The following is a 21,779-nucleotide window of genomic DNA, read 5'->3' as shown; positions in this document are numbered from 1 at the left end:
AAGTCACGCGGGCGGGGGCTAGGCGCGGGCGGTGCCCCGGGGAGCGGTGAGCCTTTCCAGCTGTGACGTGAGCGAGGGGGCGCCGGGGCGGTTGTCGATCTCGTCGTGGGGCACGACGGGCGGTTCGTCCACCCTGATGGCCCGCAGGTAGTCCTCGAACCGGCCGAGCTTGCCCGCGTCCCTCGCGAGCCCCCTGCCCTCCAGCCGGGACCGCAGCGCCGGGCCGTCCGAGCGGACCCAGAGCAGGCGCACGGGCGGCCCGCCCAGCCGCCCGACCCAGCGTTCCCACACCGCCGCGTCGTGCACCTGCGTGGTGAAGGGGCCCTCCAGCATCACCGGGCAGCCGTGGCGGCGGATCTGCCGGGCGACCTCGGTGAGCCCCTCGTACTCGTACCGCTTGACGTGCCGGTCGTACCAGGGCCCCTCACGTTCCCCGTCGTCGCGGCCGTGGGCATGGAGGGTGGCCGCGACGAAGCCGCCGTAGACGGTGTCCTTGTCGAGCAGCGCGGGAACCGGGTCGAGCAGCGCCAGCAGCGCCGCCGCCACGGTCGACTTCCCCGCGCCCGGCGGCCCGCTCACCACCCACAGCGGCGCCACCCGGCCGCCACCCTCTCCACCGGAGGCCCGGCCGGGAACCGCACCGCGGAGCCCGTCGGGAACCTCGTCGGGACCCCTGCCGGAGATCCCGTCGCGGAGCCCGTCGGGAACCTCACCGCGAACCTCGTCAGGAACCTCGTCGGGAGCCCCGCCGGAGACCCCACCGGGGACTCCGCCGGGAAGTCCGTCGCGGGACCGCCTCCCGTCCATGCCGGTCTCAGTCCTTCCAGGCCTTGGCCACGCTCTCCACGACGGCGGGCGCCTGGGCGAGACCGGCCTGGAAGGCGGGGCGCCACAGGGCCGGGTCGAGGACGTTGGCGCCGAACACCGCGATCGACGCCTCGTCGGGAACGACGTGGGCGATCGTGGCGTCCCCCAGTTCGGCGAGCTCGCCGTCGAGACGGGTCCTCGGCGAGGTGTGCGCCAGCGGCTCCAGGAGGACCACGACGGAACTGCCCGCCGCCAGGTCGGCGTTCGTCGGCGAGCGGACCCCGCCGTCCATGTAGCGGCGCCCGTTGATCTCCACCGGCGGGAACACGCACGGGACCGCGCAGCTGGAGGCGACCGCCGACACCAGCGGCGCCCCCGAGTCACGCTCCCAGACCACGAACTCGCCGGTCCCCGCGTCGACGGCGGTGATCAGCAGGCGGCGCTCCGGCCACTCCTTGACGGGCAGCCGGTTGCCGATCGTCTCGATCCTGGCGCCGCCGTCCTTCACCCCCAGGGCCAGCTGGCCGACCCGGCGCCGGGCCTCCTGGGGTTCCAGGGACGGGTCGTACAGCAGGCTGAAGGCGGCCATGACCGCCTCCATGTCGACGGCGGAGACGGTCGCGGCGGTCGCGGCCTCGGTCTTCGCCTGGACGCCGACCGAGCTCTCCAGGTCGGCCTCGGTGGCGACGAGCGTCCCGACCACCGACCCGGCGGAGGTGCCGACGACCAGGTCCGCCTCTCCCAGGTCCACGCCCGCCCGGCGCAGACCGGTGATGATCCCCGCCTCCCAGGCGATGCCCGCCACGCCTCCGCCACCCAGCACCAGTGTTCTCGTCATGCGCCATTCTTACCCGATAGGTCCTCCCGGCAGGAGGGGTGCCCCTTCGGGGGTACGGAGTTCAGACGTCGCGGCCCTTCATGCCCTCCTGGGCGGGGTCGACGCCCCAGGAGATGATCCGCCGGGGGTGGATGCGGATGATCTGGCGGCTCAGGTACGGGGAGGGCGGCTCGTGGTCCTCGACGGCCTCGGCCTCGCCCCGGATCTCCACGCCCCTGACCCGCCAGGGGTCGGTGGAGGCGACGTCGTCCACCACGAAGGCCACCTGCGGATTCGTCCGGACGTTGTGGAACTTCCTGGTGGTGCCCATCGCGCGGCCGTAGATGTCGATGACGCCGGTCTCGGTGTCGACGCGGAAACCGGTCGGGCTGTTCTGCAGGGAGCCGCCGGGTCCCGTCGTGGCCAGGCGGCCCAGGCGCTGTTCCGCGAGGTAGGCGAGCTCCGCCTCCGTGAAAGTCATGCTCCCACTCTGTAACCTCAATATTGATTGAGGTCAAGTTAGACTGGCGCATGCCCAACAATCCGGAGATGACCGTCGGCCAGCTCTCCTCGCGCAGCGGGGTCGCGGTCTCCGCCCTGCACTTCTACGAGGCCAAGGGGCTGATCCGCAGTCGCCGCACCGCGGGCAACCAGCGTCGTTTCCCTCGCGACACGCTCCGCAGGATCGCCTTCATCAGGGTCTCCCAGCGGGTCGGGATCCCGCTCAGGACGATTCAGGAGGCGCTGTCGGCCCTCCCCGACGAGCGCACCCCCACCAGGGAGGACTGGGCGAAGCTCTCGACGATGTGGCAGTACGAGCTCGACGACCGCATCAGGCAGCTCGAACGGCTCCGGCACGGCCTGACCGACTGCATCGCCTGCGGCTGCCTCTCGCTGGACCGCTGCGCGCTGGCCAACCCCGACGACGTGGCCGCGGCGCGGGGACCCGGCTCGCGCCTGATGATCCCTCCCCGGCAGAGCTGCGCCCCCTGCGAGGTGTGAGACCACGGGAAGTCCGGCGATTCCCCGCAGGTTTGTTAGTTGTCTATTCAAACTATTGACGGCCCGGGGTTCGGCATGTGAACCTCTGGGCGTTCATGCACGCGCATCATGGGCGGTCGAAGGTCAGGGTCCCGTCACCTGATCGTGCATGGCGGTTTGTCCGTTGCATTGCGAAGGGAAGCCGTACATGCGAAGAAGGCTGTTCAGCATGCTCGCCGCCGTGGCGGTGGCGTGCGCGTCGGTCGGCGCGGCCGTCGGGGGCGGGAGCGCCCAGGCGTCCGCGTCCGGGACCGGGTCCCAGGCCGCCGCGGAGTCGTACGAGTGGAAGAACGTCAGGATCGACGGCGGCGGGTTCGTGCCGGGGATCGTCTTCAACCAGACCGAGAGAAACCTGGTCTACGCCCGCACCGACATCGGCGGCGCGTACCGCTGGGAGCAGGCGAGCAGGAGCTGGACCCCGCTGCTCGACTGGGTGGGCTGGGACAGATGGGGATACAACGGCGTGGTCAGCCTGGCCACCGACCCGGTGGAGACCAACCGCGTCTACGTCGCCGCCGGGATGTACACCAACAGCTGGGACCCCGGCAACGGGGCCATCCTGCGCTCCGCCGACAGGGGCGCGACCTGGCAGGCCACGCCGCTGCCGTTCAAGCTCGGCGGCAACATGCCGGGCCGGGGGATGGGCGAGCGGCTCGCCGTCGACCCCAACAGGAACAGCGTCGTCTACCTCGGCGCGCCCGACGGCAACGGCCTGTGGCGCAGCACCGACAAGGGCGTGACCTGGGCCAAGGTCGCGAGCTTCCCCAACCCGGGAAACTACGCGCAGGACCCCTCCGACCCCAGCGGCTACCTCAGCCACCGCCCCGGCGTGGTCTGGGTGACCTTCGACCCGACCTCGGCGACCGCGGGGAACACGACGCAGAAGATCTACGTGGGCGTCGCCGACAAGGAGAACACCGTCTACAGCTCCTCGAACGGCGGGACCACCTGGAGCAGGGTCGCCGGGCAGCCCACCGGCTACATCGCGCACAAGGGCGTGCTCGACCACGTCAACCACACGCTCTACATCGCCACCAGCGACACCGGCGGCCCGTACGACGGAGCCAAGGGCGACGTGTGGAAGCTCGACACCACCACCGGGGCCTGGACCCGGATCAGCCCGGTCCCGTCCAGCTCGGCCGACGACTACTTCGGCTACAGCGGCCTCACGATCGACCGGCAGAACCCCAGCACGATCATGGTCGCCACCCAGATCTCCTGGTGGCCGGACGTGATCTTCTTCAGGTCCACCGACTCCGGCGCGACCTGGACCCGCATCTGGGACTTCACCTCCTACCCGAACCGCAGCTTCCGCTACACGATGGACGTCTCCTCCTCGCCGTGGCTCACCTTCGGGGCCAACCCGCAGCCGCCGGAGACGACGCCCAAGCTCGGCTGGATGACGGAGTCGCTGGAGATCGACCCCTTCGACGGCAACCGGATGATGTACGGCACCGGCGCCACGCTCTACGGCACCGAGGATCTCAAGAAGTGGGACACCGGCGGGCAGCTCACCATCAGGCCCATGGTCAGGGGGCTTGAGGAGACCGCCGTCCTCGACCTGGTCAGCCCGCCGTCGGGCGCCCCGCTGGTCAGCGGCCTGGGCGACATCGGCGGCTTCCGGCACACCAGCCTCGACGCCGTGCCGCCCATGATGTTCACCTCGCCGAACTTCACCTCGACGACCAGCCTCGACTACGCCGAGACCAACCCGGCCGTCATGGTCCGCGCGGGCAACTTCACCGACGCCGACCGGCCCGCCGACAGCCACGCCGCGTTCTCTACCGACGGCGGCGCCAACTGGTTCCAGGGCACGGAACCCGGCGGGATCAACGAGGGCGGCACGATCGCCGCGGCGGCCGACGGCTCCCGGTTCGTCTGGGCGCCCAAGGGCGTGGGCGTGCATCACTCGGTCGGCTACGGCACCTCCTGGACCGCCTCCACCGGACTCCCGGCGGGCGCCGTGGTCGAGTCCGACCGGGTGAACCCGAGCAGGTTCTACGGCTTCAGCGGCGGGAGGTTCTACGCCAGCACCAACGGCGGCGCCTCCTTCACGGCCACCGCCGCGACCGGGCTGCCCGCCGAGGGCAACGTCAAGTTCAAGGCCGTACCCGGCCGCGAGGGCGACATCTGGCTGGCCGGGCCTCCCAGTGACACGGGCGCCTCCTCGGGCCTGTGGCGCTCCACCAACGGCGGCGCGTCGTTCACCAAGCTGTCCGGCGTCACGAGCGCCGTCAACGTCGGCTTCGGCAAGCCCGCCACCGCCGGGGGCTACCAGGCGCTGTACACCGTCGCCACGATCGGCGGCGTCACCGGCGTCTTCCGCTCCGACGACACCGGCGCGAGCTGGGTCAGGATCAACGACGACAGGCACCAGTACGGCAACGCGGGCGAGGCGATCACCGGCGACCCGCGCGTCTACGGCCGCGTCTACCTCGGCACCAACGGCCGGGGCATCCTGTACGCCGACAACGGCGGGACCGTCCCGCCCCCCGACACCGTCCCGCCGACCAGGCCGGGCACCCCGGCCGCCTCGGCGATCACCTCGTCGGGGGCGACGCTGGCCTGGACGGCCTCGACGGACGCCGTCGGGGTCAGCGGCTACGACGTCTACCGCGAGGCGGGGGCGACGGACGTCAGGGTCGGCTCGCCCACCTCGGCGTCGTTCGCGCTCACCGGGCTGACCCCGGACACCTCGTACACCTTCTACGTCGTCGCCCGCGACGGCGCGGGGAACAGCTCGACCGCCTCCGTCCCGGTGACCTTCAGGACCCTCACGGGGCCGTCGCCCGGCGGTGGCTGCACCGCGGCCTACCGGGTGACCGGCTCCTGGCCGGGCGGCTTCCAGGGCGAGGTGACGGTGCGGAACGCCGGAACCTCGGCGATCACCGGCTGGACGGTCAGATGGTCGTTCCCGAACGGCCAGACGATCACCCAGCTCTGGAGCGGCACCCACACCCAGACCGGTGCCGACGTCACCGTACGGAACACGAGCTGGAACGGCGCACTGGCCGCCGGTGCCTCCACGGCGTTCGGCTTCGGCGCCTCCTGGACCGGTACCAACGGCGTCCCGTCCACCGTCACCTGCACCACTTCCTGACGGCGCCTCCCGGCCCCTCGCCCCGGTGCGGTACGCCGTCAGGGCCGGGAGGTCCGGACCGGTGATCCGGGGTGTCCCGCGAGAACCGCGGGGCACCCCGGGCTCACCCGGTCGCGGTATGACCCCGATGATCTCGTGACTCCACCCGGAGGACCCTCGGCCCTCCGCCTTGAGGATGATCCGGGGGCGTCGGCGGGGCCGGGTCACCCAGCAGAGCCTATTGTGGAAGAAACCGACAGTGCTGGGGAGAACATGACGATCTCAGATGGGGTGCGCGAGCCTCACGGCGCACCCGGGCAGCCGTCTGAGAGCGGCACCGGCGGCGTACGGGACGAGAGTGGCGTCGGCGGCGTCCAGGGGGAGAACGACCTCGGCGGCGTACGGGAGGCCGGTCGGAGCGAGACGGGCGACGCCGACGCGCTGAAAGACGCGGCGAAGGACGCGGCGGCCGAGCGGTCCGGCCTCCACGGCTGGCTCGACGGCGTCAGGTCCACCCGCGCGGGCCGCCTCACCCTGAAGATCGCCATCGGTGCCATCGGCGCCGTGCTGGTCGTCGGCGGGCTGATCATGGTGCCCTTCCCCGGTCCCGGCTGGCTGGTCGTCTTCGCGGGGCTGGCGGTGCTGGCCACCGAGTTCCACTGGGCCCACCGGCTGCTGGAGTTCGGCAAACGGACCCTGTCGGCCTGGACGAACTGGCTGGGACGGCAGGGCTGGACCGTCAAGATCCTGGTCGTCCTCGTCGCCGCGGCGACCGCCACCGTCATCGTCTACTACGGCCTCAAGCTCAGCCTGCACATCGACCTGATCGTCGAGGCCCGGAAACTCCTCACCCGATAACCCGGCCCTGTCCCGCGTCGTCCCGCAAGGCTTCCATGCGCCTGCTCGGTGCGCGGCGACTCCCGACGGCGATGCCACCGATGGCACTCTGACCGCCTATGACGCCCGGTGTCCGGGACGTGGGAGCGCGCTCCCCGGAGTTTTACCCAGGCCCGCCCACCTCGTTATCTTTCCCGGATGTGACTCTCCGTAGTGTCTCCACGTCCGATCCGCAGGGACGGGTCGGCAGAGACGAATAAGGAGAGTGACGTTCGATGCGCGCCCTGTCCTCGATGTTGGTCCTGGCGGCCGCCGGAGCCGTCGCACTGACCGGCACCCCCGCCCACGCCGACGACGTCAACCTGGCCGCGAGGGTCCAGCCCGGCGAGGAGGTGTTCCTCACCCCCGAGCTCGTCCCCGGGCCCCAGTACAACGGAAACGTGCTGGTCAAGCTCGACGACAACAGCGTGCCCGTCAGGGTCAAGATCGGTAACTGCCGAGGCAAGTACATCGGGTCGGTGCCGATCGCCGCCAACGACCACGCCGCGTACGTCGCCGCCAGCACCTCCCCGCCCGCCCAGTGCATCCGCTACCGGGTGAAGAACATGGGCAACCAGCCGGCGGCCATCACGGGCACCGGTTACTACTAAACCGGCCCGCCGGGGTGTGCGGGACGGGGACGGCTACCGAGGGCGTTCCCATCCCGCGCACCCCGGTTTTTTTGTTTCCGGTCACCGCGCCCCCGGTGACCCTCGGTGCTACGGGCGGTCCCGGCCCGCGATCAGGTCGGCGACCCCGTCCAGGATGCGTTCCAGCCCGAAGGTGAGGGCGTGGGCGGGGTCGGAGATGGACTGGTACGCCTCCCCGGCCGCCTGGCCGACGCGGGAGGCGAGGGGGAACCGGGTGGCGTCCATGATCTTGTCGAGGAGCGGGGCGTTGGACAGCCACCACTCGACGTCGGTGATCCCGCTCTCCTCCTGGATCCGGGCCTTGTTGGCCTTGGCCCTGGCGGTGCTCTCCACGTGGCTGAGGACCAGGGCCAGGACGGAGTCCATCTCGACGTCCGACAGGCCGGTGCCGTCCAGCGGGCGCAGCTCGGCCTCGTACTTGAGTGACGCGTTCGGCCCCAGCGTGGAGCGGACGTCGACGATCTGCAGCATCCACGGGTTGCGCTGGTAGAGGTCCCAGTTGCGGGCGGCGACGAACTCCAGCGCCCCCCGCCACCCGCCGGGCTGCCGCGACGGGGCGTCCACGTCGCCGTAGAGCTCCCCGTACGCGGTGTCGACCATGAGGTCGACCAGCTCGCCCTTGCCCGGCACGTGGGTGTAGAGGGACATGGTCCCCACCTCCAGCCGCTCGGCGACGTGCCGCATGGAGACCGCGTCGAGCCCCTCGGCGTTGGCCAGCTCGATGGCCGCCAGGACGATCGCGCGCACCGTCAGCCCGGAGCGTCCCGGCTTGCTGTGTGATCCCCACAGGAGCGCCAGGCTGCGTGCCAGGTCGGCGTCGGAAGCTTTCTTAGCACTCACGGGAACAGTCTCCAGATTCTCGGCGTTGGGACCACCGTAGCCGAGTCGTACGGTGTACGGTACGCTCTACGTTTCATGGACGTGTCGATGTCGGGTGAATTGCCCAGGTACGCCGGACGGAAAGAAGGGTGAGACGGGTGGAAGTCAAGACGGCCGGGCCGGACGCGGTGGCGATCGCCGCGCACGGCCTGCGCAAGAACTACGCGGGCACGGAGGGGACCGGCCTCAACGGGTTCGACCTGCGGGTGGCGGCCGGAACGGTCTGCGGCCTGCTCGGTCCCAACGGGGCGGGAAAGACGACGGCGATCCGAATCCTGTCCACGCTCCTGCGCCCCGACTCGGGTCAGGCGAGCGTCGCGGGCTTCGACGTCCAGGCGCAGGCCCGGCAGGTACGCGAGCGGATCGGGCTGGTCGGCCAGTACGCCGCGGTCGACGAGATCCTCAGCGGGCGGCAGAACCTGGTGATGTTCGGCAGGCTGAACCACTTCTCCGCCGCGGGGGCGCGGAGACGGGCCGACGAACTGCTGGAGCGCTTCTCGCTGGCCGACACCGGAGGCAGGCCGGTCGGCAAGTACTCCGGAGGCATGCGCAGGCGGCTCGACCTGGCGGCGAGCCTCATCGTGGCACCCCCGGTGCTCTTCGTGGACGAGCCCACGACCGGCCTCGACCCGGCCGCCCGCCAGGAGGTGTGGGCGGCCATCCGCGACCTGGTCGGCTCCGGCACGACCGTGCTGCTCACCACCCAGTACCTGGAGGAGGCCGACCGGCTGGCCGACCGGATCACGATGCTCGGCGCGGGCCGGGTCGTCACCGAGGGGACCCCCGAGGAGCTGAAGTCCGCCATCGGCGGCGACTGGCTCGACCTCGTCCTCGCCGACCCGGCGGACGTGGCCGCGACGGAGGCCCTCGCGGCGCGGGTCTCGTCCGGCGAGGTCCACGTGGACGCCGGGGCGCGCCGGGTCAGCGTCCCGGTCGCCGAGCGCACCCGGGCGCTCGTCACGATGGCCACCGCGCTCGGCGACGCCGGGATCGAGCCGCTCGACGTCACGCTGCGCCGCCCCACGCTCGACGAGGTGTTCCTGCACCTGACGGGCGGCGGGGAAGAAGCCCGACGACTCCCAGCCCTCCGTACGGAGGTGTCCCGGTGAGCGCCACCCTCTCCCGCGCGAGTACGACGACCCCGATCCCCGGTACGGAGGTGTCCCCGTGAGCACGACGACCTCGACCCCGCCCGTCACGTCCCCGCTGTCCCGGCTCGGCTGGGCGGTGGCCGACTCCTGGACCATCACCCTGCGCGACCTGAACCACTGGGTCCGCCGGCCGGGCCCGGTCGTCCTCGGCTGGTTCTTCCCGATCATGATGGTGCTGATGTTCGGCGGGCTGTTCGGCGGCGCCATCGGCGTCCCCGGCGGCGGGGACTACTTCGACTTCCTCATCCCCGGCATGTTCGCCATGACGATGCTCTTCGGCCTGGAGAGCACGATGATGGCGGTCACCACCGACGCGGCCAAGGGGGTGACCGACCGGTTCCGCTCCATGCCGATGAGCGCCTCGGCGGTCGTCATGGGCCGGGGGATCGCCGACATGCTCAACTCGGTCGTCGGGCTCGCCGTCATGATCGTGACCGGGCTGCTGCTGGGATGGCGGGCCGGGGGAGGGCTGCCCGCGGCGCTGACCGCCGTGGGCCTGCTCCTGCTGCTGCGCTTCGCCCTGCTCTGGGTGGGAATCTTCATCGGTCTCGTCGCGGGAGGGCCGGAGGTGGTGACGTCCGTGCAGATCCTGGTCTGGCCCGTCGGCTTCCTGTCCAGCGTGTTCGTCGACCCCGCCACCATGCCCGGCTGGCTCGGGGCGATCGCGGAGTGGAACCCGCTCTCGGCCACCGCCACGGCGGCCAGGCGGCTCTTCGGCAACCCCGGCTGGGGAGGCGAGTCCTGGGTCGCGGAGAACGCCACGCTCATGGCGGTCGTCTGGCCGCTGCTGCTGATCGCCGTCTTCCTGCCCCTGTCGACGCGTACGTTCCGCAGGCTCGGCGGCTGACGGGCGGGGGTGTTCTTTTCCGGCGGGTCACCGATGGATCACATGGTTCACAATGTTCGACACCGCGGGAGGACGCCTGTGTTTTACATCGTGGTGACGGGATCCGCCGGGGACTGTAACTGGCGGTAGCGAGCCTGGACGCATGAGTGAGACGGAACGGGAACGATCCGCCTCGGGGTGGACGCTCAACAGGGAACTGCTCAACGTCGGCGCGATCATCGTCGCCGCGGGGATAGCCCATCTCGTCATGGGCCTGATAGGACACGAGAGGTACGGGCCGTTCATGCTTCTGCTGCTCGGCGGGGTGCTCGTCGTGACGGCGCTCGGTCACCGGTTCTACGAACACCGGCGCCACCACGTCCCCGCGGTCATGGAGTGCGTGAGGTGCGGGGAGACGCCGGGCGCGGGACCCTGACGCGGCGGGAGGCGATCCCGGGAAGGCCGAGGGAGATGAAGGCCTCCGCCTGGAGCGCCGACACACCGATCCGCGGAAGGTCCCGCACCGCGGGATAGACCAGGAAGCGGGGTTTCCACAGCGGCTGGAACTTCGCGTTGAACCGGTACAGCGACTCGATCTGGAACCACCTGGACAGGAAGACCAGGACGCCGTACCAGGCGCGGAGGATCGGGCCCGCGCCCAGCCGCTCACCCCTGGCGAGCGCGGCGCGGAACATGGCGAAGTTGAGCGAGACCACGCTCACGCCGAGGGCCGGGGCCGCCTGCAGGGCCTTGACGATCAGCAGGTCGTTGAGGCCCGGGTCGGCGTCGTGGTCGCGGCGCATCAGGTCGAGGGAGATGCCGTCCTTCCCCCAGGGGACGAAGTGCAGGACGGCGCGGATGTCCCTGCCCTCTTCACCGGTCGTGGTACCGGCGGGCCCGTGCGCCGTGACGACGACGCATTCGGCGTCGGCGGGGTCGCCGAAACGGCCGAGTGCCATGGAGAAACCCCGCTCGGTGTCCGTGCCGCGCCAGGAGACGGCGGCGTTTCGGATCCCGTCCTTCTCCGCCTCGCTGAGGTCCCCGACCCGCCGTACGAGACAGGTGTAGCCCGCGCGCTCCACCCGGTTCACCATCTGCCGGACGTTGCGCATCGTCCTGCCCTCCAGGGTGAAGGCGGCGACGTCGATGACGGCCTCGTCACCGATCTCCAGGGCGGACAGGCGTCCCTCCCTGGTCCAGATCTCGCCGCCCGTCTCACTGCAGCCGATCACGGCGGGCACCCAGGCGTGCCGCTCGGCCTCCTCCATGAACCGCCTGATCGCGCCCGGCCACGCCTCGACGTCCCCGATGGGATCGCCGCTGGCGAGCATGACCCCCGAGACCACGCGGTAGGCGATCACCGCCTTGCCCGTCGGGGAGAACACGACGCTCTTGTCGCGGCGCAGCGCGAAGTAGCCCAGCGAGTCGCGGGCGCCGTGCCGGGCGAGCAGCTCGCGGACCGTCTCCTCCTGCCCGGGATCCAGCTCGGCGACGGGCCTCTCCGGCCGCAGGACGAGGTAGAGGGTCGTCACCGCGGTGAGCGCGCCGAGCCCGAGCAGGGAGTAGTAGACCAGGTCGGCGGTTCGCTCCGAGGAGTAGCCGACCGGGCCCTCCATCCCGACGAGGCCGAGCAGCACGTGCTGGAGCCGCTCCCAGGCGCCGGGGTCGCCGACGATGGTCTGGGGGTGGGCGTTGACCACGACCCAGCCGATGACGATGTCCAGGACGCCCAGGACGAGCAGGTTCCACAGCGCCCGCCAGCGGGTCCGGGGGTCGGAGAGGGCGTAGAACTCGCGCTGCCTGATCACGAGCAGGGCGACGACCAGCGTGCTGAGGATGGCGGTGAAGGGGTGGTGCGAGTGCATGAACTCCGTGAGGGCGCTCAGCGGCAGGAGCACCATCACCGCCCGCCAGGCCCGTTTCTTCCTGCGCCGGAGGCCGTGGGCGAGCATGACGATCAGGATGCCCAGGACGAGCGAGACCGCCTGGGCGAGAGCGGTGAACGTTCCGGGCAGAAAACCGGCGAGCTCACCGACCCGGCCCCTCCTGAACGCGGGCAGCACGGCCCGGACGATGTCCAGGATGCCGATCGCCATCGCCGCGTAACCGGCCGCGGTGGACACCCAGGAACGGGGTACACATGACCGATCCCTCATGGGAGGACATTAATCGGTGATACAGCCCACAACTTCATGACAGGGCCCACCGAGGTCGAATCCACCCCCGCCCGGCCCGGGTGACTTTGCGTTGCGCGTCGCGGACCCGCCGCGAGAACGGCGGAGGACGACGGGGAGTCCGCCGCCGTAAAATCACCGTTCGTTTTCGGTCTGCCCGCCGCGTCGCCCTCGACGGCTCCACGCTTCTGACGGCTTCGCTTGTCTTTGAGCGTCCCGCGCTTTTGACGGCTCCGCTTGTTTCACGCGTCTCGCGCCCTCAACGGCTCCGCGCACCTCGCGCTTTTGATGGCCCCGCTTGTCTTTGAGCGTCTCGCGCCCTTGGCGATCGCGTTTGTCCGTGCGGGGTCTCGTGTCCTCGCGTTCCACGGTTTCCCGTCACGCCCGCTTCCGGTGTCTCTTCACCCCGGTAGCCCTCTCTCACACCTTTTCTAACCGATTCGTTCTAGATCAAGATCTTGAGGGCTTTCCGGCTTAGGATTCCGCCGTGTCCGTGACTCCTGGGATTTACCGGTTGCTCGGTTGCCTCGCCGTCCTGGTCTCGGTGATCGTGCCGATGCCGTCGGCCGCGCACGCCGAGCAGGCAGCCGCCGAACCCGCCGCCGCCGCGTCCGTCGACATCGTGCTGCCCGGCACCCGGGTCACCGTCAGGGAGGACGACAAGGACGCGCTCAGGGTGACCTCCTACTCCTTCGGCAAGATGACCTACCTGCGCAGGGGCGCCGGATTCACCCGGCAGGCCGCCTACCAGGAGATCACGGTCGCGCCGAAGGGAGGCAAGGCGCTCGCGGTGCCCACCTCCTACCAGAGCGGCTACGACTCGGTCGTCCTGCTCGATCTGGCGTCCAACAGGGGCACCAGGATCCGTACGGTGAAGAAACCACTCGTCGCGCACTACGTCCACTGGAGCCGCGACGGCGGCAAGGCGGTGCTGACCGTCGAGAGGAAGAGCGGGTCCGCCTGGGTGACCTCCGGGTTCGTGATCGTCGACGCGGGCGCGAAGACCGCCAAGACGGTGACCGTGGCCAACGTCGACAAGGCCGCGAGGTTCCGCTGGAGTTCCGACGGCGTTGACGTCGTGGCCGAGTACGCGGGAGGCGCCCGCTTCTACGGGCAGGACGGCGCGATCCGCCGCACCCTGGTCAAGACCGGCAGGCCCGCCGGTGGGGAGGACGCCTTCACCCCCTCGGGCCGGGGCCTGATGACCTGGTGCCCGTCCAGCTACACCGAGCACGTCTGCGTCTGGGACCGCGCCTCGGGCAAGCTCGCGGCCAAGGTGCCCGGCATCAAGCCGAAGGCCCTGTGGGGGTGGTGGGACGAGAAGCACTTCATCGCCGTCATCCCCGCCTCCGGCCACTACCAGGTGGTCCTGTCCACCCTGAAGGGCAAGACCACGCGGGTCCTGGCCGCCTTCTCCGCCGCCGACTGGTCCAACAAGCTCTACCTCGGCTACACCCGGAAGTGACCGGGCTCCCGCGCGGCGGGCGCGGGACGTGGCCGTCACAAAGGTGCGCGGGTGCCCGTCAGAGGTAGAGGCCGGTGCCGTTGTCGGTCTGCGGGGTGGCGATGGCGTGCAGATCGCGCTCGCGCATGACCAGGTAGAGCTGGCCGTGGACCTCGACCTCGTACTGCTCCTCGGGGTTGAACAGGACCTTGTCGCCGACCTTGACCGCGCGGGCGTTCTGGCCCGCGCCGCAGACCTCACCCCAGACGAGGCGGTTGGCCATCTTCACCGTCGCCGGGATGACGATGCCCGCCGTGCTGCGCCGTTCCTCGGACTCCTGCTCGATCTTGACCATCACGCGGTCGTGGAGCATCTGGATCTCGAACTTCGGGTCACCCACAACACGAGTTTATGGGAAGCACGGAGCCGTGCCCCCTTGTCCGCCGACTCGGTTGTACTCACCGGGCCCGCCCCGGGGTTCGGGTCCGGAGGGCCCGCGGGCAGGAGATCGGCGGCCGACGACACCGGTGATGAGATCATCCGCCGAGTAGGATCCGGCGTTATGACGTCTCCTGAGCTCGTGAGCGGCTTCCTCGACTGGTATCTGGCGGCGAATCCCGTCTACGCCGCCCTCTCGGGCGCGCAGGGGTACGACAGAACCCTCGGTGACTTCACCGAGTCCGGCATCCTCGCCAGGGAACGGGAGGCGCGCCGCTGGCTGGAGCGGCTCCAGGAGGTCCAGGCCACCGGTGGTCCCGAGAGCTTCGAGGACGAGATCGACCGGGAGCTGGTCATGTCCACGCTGCGCGGCGGGATCGCGTACGAGACCTGGCCCGTCTGGCGGCGTGACCCGTCCGCCTACGTGGGACCGATCTTCTCCTCGATGTTCGGGCCGTTCCTGCAGCGGTTGCACGCCGAGGACGAGCTGGTGGACGCGGCCGTCGCGCGGCTCGCCGAGGTGCCGGACGTCATCGCCGCCTGCCGGGCCAACCTCGACCCCGCCCTGGCGGCTCCGCTGCTGGTGCAGCGAGGGCTGGGCCAGTCGCGGACCGCCCGGCGCTTCCTCACCGAGACGGTCCCCGGCCAGGTCGCCGACGAGGCCCTGCGCGCCCGGCTGACCGAGGCGGCCGAACCCGCGGCGGCGGCCTTCGACGAGCTGGTGGAGTTCCTTGAGGGGTTCCGGGCGACCGGAACCTGGCGGATGGGGGAGGAGCTCTACTCCACCCTGCTGCGCGAACGGGAGATGCTCGGCTACGGCGCCGGGGAGCTGCTCAGGCGGGGGCAGGCCGCCTACGACGAGCTGGACGCGCGGATGCGCGAGGTCGCCGCCAGGCTGGACGGCGGTTCCGGCGACTGGCACGCGGCCGTCACCGAACTCCAGGACGACCACGCGCCGACGCTGGAGGACATGCGGGCCGAGTACGAGGCCGAGACGGAGCGGGCCAGGAAGTTCGTCCGCGAGCGCGGCCTGGTGACCTTCGCGGCGGGCGAGGAGTGCCGGGTCGTCCCGTCGCCGGAGTTCCAGCGGCCGATCGTCGCCGTCGCCTCCTACATGTCGCCCCCGCCCCTGTCGACCTCCAGGATCGGGCACTTCTTCGTCCCGTTCACCCCGTCCTCCTTCACCGAGGAGCAGATCCGCCAGCGGCTGCGTACCAACGCCAGGGCGCAGATGCCCTCCATCGCCGTCCACGAGGCCTACCCCGGCCACCACTGGCACCTGTCGTGGATGGCGGACAACCCCCGGCGGGCCCGCAGGCTGTTCCGCACCCCGTACTTCGCCGAGGGCTGGGGCCTGTACGTCGAGAAGCTCATGCACGAGCAGGGCTACTTCACCACCCCGGCCCAGGAGCTCGCCCACCTCGACTTCAGGCTCTTCCGGGCGGCCCGCATCGTCGTCGACACCTCGCTGCACTGCGGCGACATGACGATCGAGCAGGCCGAGGAGTACATGACCACGAAGTCGTCGCTCACCCCCGGCACGGCCAAGGGCGAGGTCGACCGCTACTGCGCGTGGCCCACCCAGGCTCCCTCCTACCTGACCGGCGCCCTGGAGATCGACCGCATCCGCGACGACTACCTGGCCTCGGGCCGCGGCGACCTGCGCGCCTTCCACGACACGCTGGCCGGTTCCGGCGGACTGCCCCTGGGCCTGGCCCGCCGGGTCGCGCTGGAGAGCTGACCCACGCGGCCACCCCCGCGCACGCGCGGGAGCCACGCACGCGCGGGAGCCACGCGCGGGTGGAAGCCACGTGCGCGCGGGAGCCACGTACGGGTGGGGACCACGCGTGCGCGCGGGGACGCGGGGACTACGCGCGCGCCGGGGCGCGGCGGCGGGTCTCGGGGACGATCAGCGGGGTACCGCTCTGCGGGTCCTCGATGATCTCGCAGCGCAGCTCGAAGACCTCCTCCACCAGCGCGGCCGTGACGATCGAGGAGGGGTCGCCCTCGGCGACGATCCGGCCGTCACGCATCACGATCAGGTGGGTGGCGTAGCGGCAGGCCTGGTTCAGGTCGTGCAGTACGGCGACCAGGGTCCTGCCCTGCTCGTGCAGGTCGGCGCAGAGGTCGAGCACCTCGATCTGGTGGGCGATGTCCAGGAAGGTCGTCGGCTCGTCGAGCAGCAGGATCGGGGTCTCCTGGGCCAGCGCCATGGCCAGCCAGACCCGCTGGCGCTGGCCGCCGGACAGCTCGTCCACGCAGCGGTCCGCCAGCCCGGTCACGTCGGTGGACTCCATGGCCGCCGCCACCGCGACCTCGTCCTCGCGGGACCACTGCCGCATCAGCCGCTGGTGCGGGTAGCGGCCCCGGCCCACCAGGTCGGCGACCGTGATGCCGTCGGGCACGATCGAGCTCTGCGGCAACAGGCCCAGCCTGCGCGCCACCTCCTTGGACGGCAGCGAGGTGATCACGGCCCCGTCGAGGAGGACCGTCCCGGCGCGGGGTTTGAGCATGCGGGCCAGGGCGCGCAGCATGGTGGACTTGCCGCACGCGTTGGGGCCGATGATCACGGTGAACGATCCGTCGGGGATCGTGACGTCCAGGTCACTGGCCACCACGCGCTTGTCGTAGGAGAGCGTCAGTCCGGTGCCGTACAGTCTCAACGTCGTTCCCTCCGGAGTGGAGACACCGGGTACGGCCGGCGGCCCGGCCGCCGGTGCCACCGGGCGCCGCTCCGGCTGTCTCGGACGCGGCCGTGGCCACACCGGCCCCGCTCACCAGGTATCCCTCTTCGCCGTATTGGTTAGGTAAGCCTATCCTTTAGAGTGGGAAATGTCCCTACCTGCCCTGCCCCGGCGAGGGTTCGTGGCCGTGTGCGGGAGCGGAACGGAGACGTCTACCCGTGGCACGCCGAGGAGCGCTACGGCTACCAGGGCTACGCCGACGTGCCGGAGCGGCTCCACACCGGCCTCGCCAAGGCCGGGAAGCTCTGACCCGGCCACCGCGGATCCGGGCGTCGTACGGGCGGGTCAGGCGTAGGTGCCGCGAACCTCGACGATGTCGGCCAGCGGGAACTCCAGGTAGTCGCCCGCCTCCTCGCACCACGCGTCGAGCACGCCGCTGCGCAGCTCGCCGTGGCTGATGGTGGCGGTCAGGCCGTCGGTCAGCGTGATCGCCGCCCGTACGCCACGGTCGACGACGAAGCCGAGCAGCGACTGCTGGGCGGTCGGCAGGCGGGAGGCCATGCGGCCGATGACCGCCCACGTCCTGCCGGTGGTCTGGGAGGCCTCGCCCTCGGCGACGAGCAGGCGCTGGGCGTGCTCGCGCGGATCGGGAGGTGGCTCCACCAGCGGGTACGAAGGCTGCTCGAACTCGGCCACCCGGCCGCCGGGAAGCAGGATCAGCCGCCCGTTCTGCGGCTCCTCGACGCGGGCCCTGCGGATGGTGATCTCACCGGTGTCCTCGATCGGCACCGGCGCGTAGCCGTTCTCCCTCAGCGCCGCCAGGGTCTTGTCGGCCGGCATCGAGCTGGCCAGCACGGTCGGGGCGAGCAGCCGCAGGCCCAGCCTGCCCAGCCGCCGGTGCCCGGCGATCTCGGCCAGCAGCGCCGGGTCGGAGGCCTGCACGATGCAGGCGACCGTGGTCACCGTGACCTCGCCGTGCCGCCTGGCCACGTCGTGTATCAGGTAGTCGAGGGGCTGCGGCACCGTGCCCACCTCCGCGAGGTCCGCGAGCAGGCCCTCGGCGGTGTAGCCGGAGTCCATGGCCCGGCGCACGCTGGCCGGGGTGAACCGCCACACCGAGGCCGCGCCCCGCGACTCGCGTTCGGCGGCCCGGTCGAGCAGCTCGGCGAGCTCACCGGCGGGCGGGCCGGTCACCACGGCGGTGAGATCGGCGCCGAAGAGCGCGCTCCGCCGCACGCTGGCCAGCGCCCTGGTGGAGCACTCGACCAGCACGGGGTCGTTCTCCACGATGGGCGCCGAGTCGTCGATCTCGTCACCGGGGAAGGCGTCCAGCCCGGCCATCGCCCGGCCGAGGTCGGTGATCGTGTCGAGGGCGACCAGCCCGAGCATGCGGGCCTCCTCCAGTACGGCGGGGGCGCACTCGGCCAGCAGCGACTGGTCCAGCAGCGGGGCGTGCCAGTGCGCGGACCTGACCAGCCCCGCCCGGTCGGTGCACGCCGTGCTGGCGGGCAGGCGGGCCAGCACGGCGAGCACCGCCCTCCGGGCGCGGGCGACCATGGCTCCGGCCGGGTCGTCGCCGAGCACCGTGCCGTACTTGCCGTCGACCTTCCGCAGCGACGAGCGCTCCATCCGCCACCACGCCGACAGCAGCACCCTGAGCCTGGCGGCGGCGTCGTCGAGCCGCCAGCGGTCGAACTTCTCCGTGGGCACCAGCCCGCCGGCCGACTCGTCCCAGGCCAGCAGCCTGGCCACCGCGCTCACCTCGAGCAGCAGCCGGGTCTCGTCCTCGTCGCAGCCGGTGTCCTTGGCCACCCGCCGGACCTCGCGTACCCCGACCCCGCCCGCCTTGAGCAGCGGCAGCGGGAACTTCGCGGTGTTCTCCAGCATAGCGGCGCAGCGCTCCACCACGTGCGGGGCGGCCAGCGTCATCAGGTGGTCGACGGCCTCGGGGTCGACGGGGAGGGTGGCGAGGTCGGGCGGGAAGGGGGTGAAGGGAGGGTGGTAGTCGGGGCCGCGCAGCGCGAGCGCCACCTCGCGGGGCATCTCGGCCACGTTCCAGCTCGGACGGAAGAGCAGCCCGTGGTCGGCCGCCCACTTCTCGGGGGCGCCGGGCACCACGAACCTGCCGCCGTCCACGTCGCGGACCGGGCCGTCCCAGGCGAACTCCTCCAGCAGCCGCCTCGCGCCCTCCGGGGCCTTCTCCAGCAGCGCGGTCACCCGCCCCGGGTCGGAGAGGATCTCGGTGACCCTGGTGACCGTACGCCGCTTGGGACCGTGCGGCAGGCCGAGGGTCCTGGCCAGCCCGCGCAGCGCGTCGGCGCTGACCGTCCAGGAGTTCAGGTAGTGCGGGAGCGGCTCACCGAGCCCGCAGGGCGCCGTCCACCACCGGGCGACCCCCTCGGCCACGCGGATGTGGCCCTCGCCGTCCGGCCACGCCAGCGCGTGGTCGTACAGCAGGTCGAACCAGGGTGCCACCTCGGTCTCGGGCACGCCCATGAACCGGGCCACCGTCTCCGGTCCTGCCCGCTCGCCGAGGGCCAGTGACGCCTGCGCCACCTCCAGGGAGGGCAGCGGCAGGACACGCATGACCTCCATCACCGCGAACCCGTTGCCCAGCCGCTGCGCCAGGGTGTCCAGGCGGCGCGGCCACGGTGGGGCGATGGCGTCCAGCCGGTTGGCCAGAACTCGGGCGAGCCGTTCTTCGTCGAGGGTTTTCAACCAGCCGAGCAGGTGATCGTCCATCTCGCAGCTCTCTCAGGAATCTCGCGCGGGGACTCTCCGTGAGCCATAAACATCCACGGTAATGCAGAGGGCATCTCTGACGGTGTCCACCGCGCAGAATGCGATGCGTTATAAAGCTCTCCGTCCGGTTCTGGCCGGTCCCGGGGCCGCGAGGCGGAAGGGGTGGCGGCCCCGGGACCGGTCGGCGCCTCTCAAGGGAAGGGGTGGCGCCGTTCGGGAGAGGTTCGGTAGAGGCCCTGGAAAACGGAGAAGGTCGTCGGAGTCCTGGAAAACCTCGGGATCCCGGGGCGCTCGGAGGTCCGCCCCGGGAGGGGACTAGGGGTGGTCGAGGGGGTCGGGCTCCTCGCGGAGGCCGGTCCTGAGGACGGCCCACACGATCTTGCCGTACGGGGCCAGCGGTGCCCAGCCCCAGCGGAGGCTCAGCGACTCGACGATGTGCAGCCCGAGGCCGCCGATGTCGAGGGGGCAGGGATCGCGGAGCGCGGGGAAGCCGGCACCCGGGTCGTTGAGTGTGCAGGCGACGAGCCCGCCCCGCCGGAGCAGGGAGAGCCTGATCGGCTCCCTGGCCCGGGACTCGGCGAGTCTCAGGCCGTGCCTGAAGGCGTTGGTCGCCAGCTCCGAGACCACCAGCTCCATGTTCTCGCCCAGCTCACCGAGGTTCCAGCCGGTGAGGGTGCCCGTCGCGAAGCTGCGGGCGGAGTGGACGGACTCGGCGTGCGGCGGGAGGACGAAGGTGGCGCTGGCCATGGTCGCCGGGGATCCAGGAAGAAGATCGCGCGCGGAATCGGGCCACCAGCCGGCGGGGGGCCACCAGTCGAGCGCCGTCCATGACGTTGACGCTCGGGGGGGCGCGGTTTGGGCGGACTGCACAGCCGTCATCATGCTGCAAACTCCCGTGCAGGTGCAAGAGCGAATGCACGTGCATAAGGCCTGTGCAACCGCTACCGTTACCCCTGATTGGGTGATTTCCGGACGAAAGGGGATCTTGGTCGTGGCCAAGGATTCTTAGGCCATGAAGTGACAGACTGTCGATCAGGAAAGCGAGCGAGGAGCACCACGTGTCCATGGATCCGCCCGGTACCGGTTCCACCGTTCGGCGAATCATGCTCGGCGCGAGTCTGCGCCGGCTGCGTGAGGAGAAGGGACTTGCCCGTGAGGTGGCGGGATTTCACATCCGCGCCTCGGAGTCCAAGATCAGCCGCATGGAACTCGGCCGCGTCGGCTTCAAGACGCGTGACGTGGAAGACCTGCTCACCCTGTACGGCGTGCTCGACGACGCAGAACGGCGCGGCCTGCTGGAGATGGTCCGCGAGGCGAACACCCCGGGCTGGTGGCACAAGTACGGCGACCTGTTGCCGCACTGGTTCACCACCTACGTGGGGCTGGAGGAGGCGACGAACATGATCCGCACCTACGAGGTGCAGTTCATTCCCGGCCTGCTGCAGACGTCCGCCTACGCGCGAACCGTGATCCGGTTGGGCTACCCGGACGTGCCGGAGGCGGAGATCGAGCGTCGTGTGCATATGCGCATGCAGCGGCAGGATCGCCTGACGAAGAAGGACGGCCCCCGGTTGTGGGCGGTCATCGACGAGGCGGCCCTGAGGCGTCCCATCGGAGGCAAGGAGATCATGCGTGAGCAGCTCCAGCACCTGCTGGAAGTGTCCACGCTTCCCAACATCACCCTTCAGGTGATGCCCTTCCGATTCGGCATGCACGCGGCCGAGGGTGGTGCGTTCAGCATCTTGCGGTTTCCCGAGTCCGATCTGTCGGACGTCGTCTATGTCGAGCAGCTCTGGGGTGCCCTCTACCTGGACAAACGTGAGGATATCGATCCGTACCTCACGGCCATGGAGCAGTTGTGCGTGGAAAGCACCACGCCCGGGGGCACCGCCGAGATCCTCGGCGACCTTCTCAGAGAGATGTAAATGAAGCAGACCTACAACGGCATGCCAGCCACTGACCTTGCCGGGGCCAGCTGGCGCAAGAGCCGCCACAGCAACTCAACGGGTAACTGCGTCGAACTGGCCGAACTGTCGGATGGCAGTATCGCGGTCCGCAACTCGCGTTTCCCCGAGGGGCCTGCCCTGATCTACACCCGGGACGAGATTCGCGCCCTGGTGCTCGGGGTGAAGGATGGGGAGTTCGACGGCCTGACGGTGTAACACCGTTTT

The 21,779-nt window shown here is 70.8% G+C and carries 20 protein-coding genes; 11 read left to right on the top strand and 9 right to left on the bottom strand.

The window, feature by feature from the left end; genetic code table 11:
* Positions 1–18: 18 nt before the first annotated feature.
* From ACW9TB_RS09505 to ACW9TB_RS09495, 3 genes are all read right to left on the bottom strand, one after another.
* The gene (locus ACW9TB_RS09505) at positions 19–807 is read right to left on the bottom strand and encodes a P-loop nucleotide/nucleoside kinase family protein (RefSeq protein ID WP_472747555.1); all 789 of its coding nucleotides are present in this window, start codon (positions 805–807) and stop codon (positions 19–21) included.
* A gap of 7 nt (positions 808–814) precedes the next feature.
* The gene (locus tag ACW9TB_RS09500; protein WP_472747554.1) at positions 815–1,645 is read right to left on the bottom strand and encodes a patatin-like phospholipase family protein; all 831 of its coding nucleotides are present in this window, start codon (positions 1,643–1,645) and stop codon (positions 815–817) included.
* Positions 1,646–1,706: 61 nt separating this feature from the next.
* Positions 1,707–2,105: a PPOX class F420-dependent oxidoreductase gene (locus ACW9TB_RS09495; protein WP_472747553.1), complete on the bottom strand. Its 399-nt coding sequence runs from the start codon at positions 2,103–2,105 to the stop codon at positions 1,707–1,709.
* A gap of 50 nt (positions 2,106–2,155) precedes the next feature.
* On the opposite strand from ACW9TB_RS09495, the gene soxR reads away from it, so the two are divergent.
* From soxR to ACW9TB_RS09475, 4 genes are all read left to right on the top strand, one after another.
* The gene (soxR, locus tag ACW9TB_RS09490; protein WP_472747552.1) at positions 2,156–2,626 is read left to right on the top strand and encodes a redox-sensitive transcriptional activator SoxR; all 471 of its coding nucleotides are present in this window, start codon (positions 2,156–2,158) and stop codon (positions 2,624–2,626) included.
* 187 nt (positions 2,627–2,813) lie between these two features.
* On the top strand, positions 2,814–5,765 hold the full coding sequence (locus ACW9TB_RS09485) for a cellulose binding domain-containing protein (protein WP_472747551.1): 2,952 nt from the start codon (positions 2,814–2,816) through the stop codon (positions 5,763–5,765).
* Between the two features lie 252 nt (positions 5,766–6,017).
* Positions 6,018–6,602 carry a TIGR02611 family protein gene (locus tag ACW9TB_RS09480; RefSeq protein ID WP_472747550.1) on the top strand — a complete coding sequence of 195 codons (585 nt, stop codon included), beginning with the start codon at positions 6,018–6,020 and terminating at the stop codon, positions 6,600–6,602.
* Positions 6,603–6,856: 254 nt separating this feature from the next.
* Positions 6,857–7,231: a hypothetical protein gene (locus ACW9TB_RS09475; RefSeq protein WP_472747549.1), complete on the top strand. Its 375-nt coding sequence runs from the start codon at positions 6,857–6,859 to the stop codon at positions 7,229–7,231.
* 108 nt (positions 7,232–7,339) lie between these two features.
* Here the strand turns inward: ACW9TB_RS09475 and ACW9TB_RS09470 are convergent, their stop codons facing one another.
* Positions 7,340–8,110 carry a TetR/AcrR family transcriptional regulator gene (locus ACW9TB_RS09470; protein WP_472747548.1) on the bottom strand — a complete coding sequence of 257 codons (771 nt, stop codon included), beginning with the start codon at positions 8,108–8,110 and terminating at the stop codon, positions 7,340–7,342.
* 137 nt (positions 8,111–8,247) lie between these two features.
* Here ACW9TB_RS09470 and ACW9TB_RS09465 point away from each other — a divergent pair, with 137 nt between their 5' ends.
* The 3 genes from ACW9TB_RS09465 (at position 8,248) to ACW9TB_RS09455 (ending at position 10,562) form a co-directional block, all read left to right on the top strand.
* Positions 8,248–9,258: an ATP-binding cassette domain-containing protein gene (locus tag ACW9TB_RS09465; RefSeq protein ID WP_472747547.1), complete on the top strand. Its 1,011-nt coding sequence runs from the start codon at positions 8,248–8,250 to the stop codon at positions 9,256–9,258.
* Positions 9,259–9,316: 58 nt separating this feature from the next.
* The gene (locus ACW9TB_RS09460; protein WP_472747546.1) at positions 9,317–10,147 is read left to right on the top strand and encodes an ABC transporter permease; all 831 of its coding nucleotides are present in this window, start codon (positions 9,317–9,319) and stop codon (positions 10,145–10,147) included.
* A 142-nt stretch (positions 10,148–10,289) separates the two neighbouring features.
* The gene (locus ACW9TB_RS09455) at positions 10,290–10,562 is read left to right on the top strand and encodes a hypothetical protein (protein WP_472747545.1); all 273 of its coding nucleotides are present in this window, start codon (positions 10,290–10,292) and stop codon (positions 10,560–10,562) included.
* On the opposite strand, the gene ACW9TB_RS09450 is transcribed toward ACW9TB_RS09455, so the two are convergent.
* A complete protein-coding gene (locus ACW9TB_RS09450) occupies positions 10,516–12,249 on the bottom strand; it encodes a phosphatidylglycerol lysyltransferase domain-containing protein (protein ID WP_472747544.1) in 1,734 nt (577 codons plus the stop codon). The genes ACW9TB_RS09455 and ACW9TB_RS09450 overlap by 47 nt on opposite strands.
* Positions 12,250–12,787: 538 nt before the next feature.
* Here ACW9TB_RS09450 and ACW9TB_RS09445 point away from each other — a divergent pair.
* Positions 12,788–13,765 carry a hypothetical protein gene (locus ACW9TB_RS09445; RefSeq protein ID WP_472747543.1) on the top strand — a complete coding sequence of 326 codons (978 nt, stop codon included), beginning with the start codon at positions 12,788–12,790 and terminating at the stop codon, positions 13,763–13,765.
* Between the two features lie 58 nt (positions 13,766–13,823).
* On the opposite strand, the gene ACW9TB_RS09440 is transcribed toward ACW9TB_RS09445, so the two are convergent.
* A complete protein-coding gene (locus ACW9TB_RS09440) occupies positions 13,824–14,144 on the bottom strand; it encodes a GroES family chaperonin (RefSeq protein ID WP_329092552.1) in 321 nt (106 codons plus the stop codon).
* A gap of 162 nt (positions 14,145–14,306) precedes the next feature.
* On the opposite strand from ACW9TB_RS09440, the gene ACW9TB_RS09435 reads away from it, so the two are divergent.
* Positions 14,307–15,923 carry a DUF885 domain-containing protein gene (locus tag ACW9TB_RS09435; protein WP_472747542.1) on the top strand — a complete coding sequence of 539 codons (1,617 nt, stop codon included), beginning with the start codon at positions 14,307–14,309 and terminating at the stop codon, positions 15,921–15,923.
* A 127-nt stretch (positions 15,924–16,050) separates the two neighbouring features.
* On the opposite strand, the gene ACW9TB_RS09430 is transcribed toward ACW9TB_RS09435, so the two are convergent.
* The 3 genes from ACW9TB_RS09430 to ACW9TB_RS09420 all read right to left on the bottom strand — a co-directional run bounded on the left by ACW9TB_RS09430 (position 16,051) and on the right by ACW9TB_RS09420 (position 20,355).
* Positions 16,051–16,845, bottom strand: coding sequence for an ABC transporter ATP-binding protein (locus ACW9TB_RS09430; RefSeq protein ID WP_472747541.1), 795 nt, complete (start codon positions 16,843–16,845; stop codon positions 16,051–16,053).
* 366 nt (positions 16,846–17,211) lie between these two features.
* The gene (locus ACW9TB_RS09425; RefSeq protein ID WP_472747540.1) at positions 17,212–19,608 is read right to left on the bottom strand and encodes a helicase-associated domain-containing protein; all 2,397 of its coding nucleotides are present in this window, start codon (positions 19,606–19,608) and stop codon (positions 17,212–17,214) included.
* A 315-nt stretch (positions 19,609–19,923) separates the two neighbouring features.
* Positions 19,924–20,355, bottom strand: a complete 432-nt coding sequence (locus tag ACW9TB_RS09420) for an ATP-binding protein (RefSeq protein WP_472747539.1) — start codon at positions 20,353–20,355, stop codon at positions 19,924–19,926.
* A gap of 317 nt (positions 20,356–20,672) precedes the next feature.
* Between ACW9TB_RS09420 and ACW9TB_RS09415 the strand changes: the two genes are divergently transcribed.
* Together ACW9TB_RS09415 and ACW9TB_RS09410 are read left to right on the top strand one after the other, a co-directional pair.
* The gene (locus tag ACW9TB_RS09415; RefSeq protein WP_472747598.1) at positions 20,673–21,533 is read left to right on the top strand and encodes a helix-turn-helix domain-containing protein; all 861 of its coding nucleotides are present in this window, start codon (positions 20,673–20,675) and stop codon (positions 21,531–21,533) included.
* Positions 21,534–21,770, top strand: a complete 237-nt coding sequence (locus ACW9TB_RS09410; RefSeq protein WP_329092568.1) for a DUF397 domain-containing protein — start codon at positions 21,534–21,536, stop codon at positions 21,768–21,770. It abuts the gene before it with no gap.
* The last annotated feature ends 9 nt before the right edge of the window (positions 21,771–21,779 follow it).

The sequence above is a fragment of the Streptosporangium sp. H13245 genome (genome assembly GCF_055690525.1).
Note: the sequence above shows the minus strand (reverse complement) of the source record. Positions and strands in the feature narration are given on the sequence as shown.

What these genes read in the sequence shown, in the direction of transcription:
- ACW9TB_RS09495 (WP_472747553.1), bottom strand. Translation starts at nt 2,105, where the DNA reads ATGACTTTCACGGAGGCGGAGCTCGCCTACCTCGCGGAACAGCGCCTG.
- ACW9TB_RS09505 (WP_472747555.1), bottom strand. Translation starts at nt 807, where the DNA reads ATGGACGGGAGGCGGTCCCGCGACGGACTTCCCGGCGGAGTCCCCGGT.
- ACW9TB_RS09485 (WP_472747551.1), top strand. Translation starts at nt 2,814, where the DNA reads ATGCGAAGAAGGCTGTTCAGCATGCTCGCCGCCGTGGCGGTGGCGTGC.
- ACW9TB_RS09475 (WP_472747549.1), top strand. Translation starts at nt 6,857, where the DNA reads ATGCGCGCCCTGTCCTCGATGTTGGTCCTGGCGGCCGCCGGAGCCGTC.
- ACW9TB_RS09425 (WP_472747540.1), bottom strand. Translation starts at nt 19,608, where the DNA reads ATGGACGATCACCTGCTCGGCTGGTTGAAAACCCTCGACGAAGAACGG.
- ACW9TB_RS09480 (WP_472747550.1), top strand. Translation starts at nt 6,018, where the DNA reads ATGACGATCTCAGATGGGGTGCGCGAGCCTCACGGCGCACCCGGGCAG.
- ACW9TB_RS09435 (WP_472747542.1), top strand. Translation starts at nt 14,307, where the DNA reads ATGACGTCTCCTGAGCTCGTGAGCGGCTTCCTCGACTGGTATCTGGCG.
- ACW9TB_RS09415 (WP_472747598.1), top strand. Translation starts at nt 20,673, where the DNA reads ATGGATCCGCCCGGTACCGGTTCCACCGTTCGGCGAATCATGCTCGGC.
- ACW9TB_RS09410 (WP_329092568.1), top strand. Translation starts at nt 21,534, where the DNA reads ATGAAGCAGACCTACAACGGCATGCCAGCCACTGACCTTGCCGGGGCC.
- ACW9TB_RS09420 (WP_472747539.1), bottom strand. Translation starts at nt 20,355, where the DNA reads ATGGCCAGCGCCACCTTCGTCCTCCCGCCGCACGCCGAGTCCGTCCAC.
- ACW9TB_RS09455 (WP_472747545.1), top strand. Translation starts at nt 10,290, where the DNA reads ATGAGTGAGACGGAACGGGAACGATCCGCCTCGGGGTGGACGCTCAAC.
- soxR (WP_472747552.1), top strand. Translation starts at nt 2,156, where the DNA reads ATGCCCAACAATCCGGAGATGACCGTCGGCCAGCTCTCCTCGCGCAGC.
- ACW9TB_RS09500 (WP_472747554.1), bottom strand. Translation starts at nt 1,645, where the DNA reads ATGACGAGAACACTGGTGCTGGGTGGCGGAGGCGTGGCGGGCATCGCC.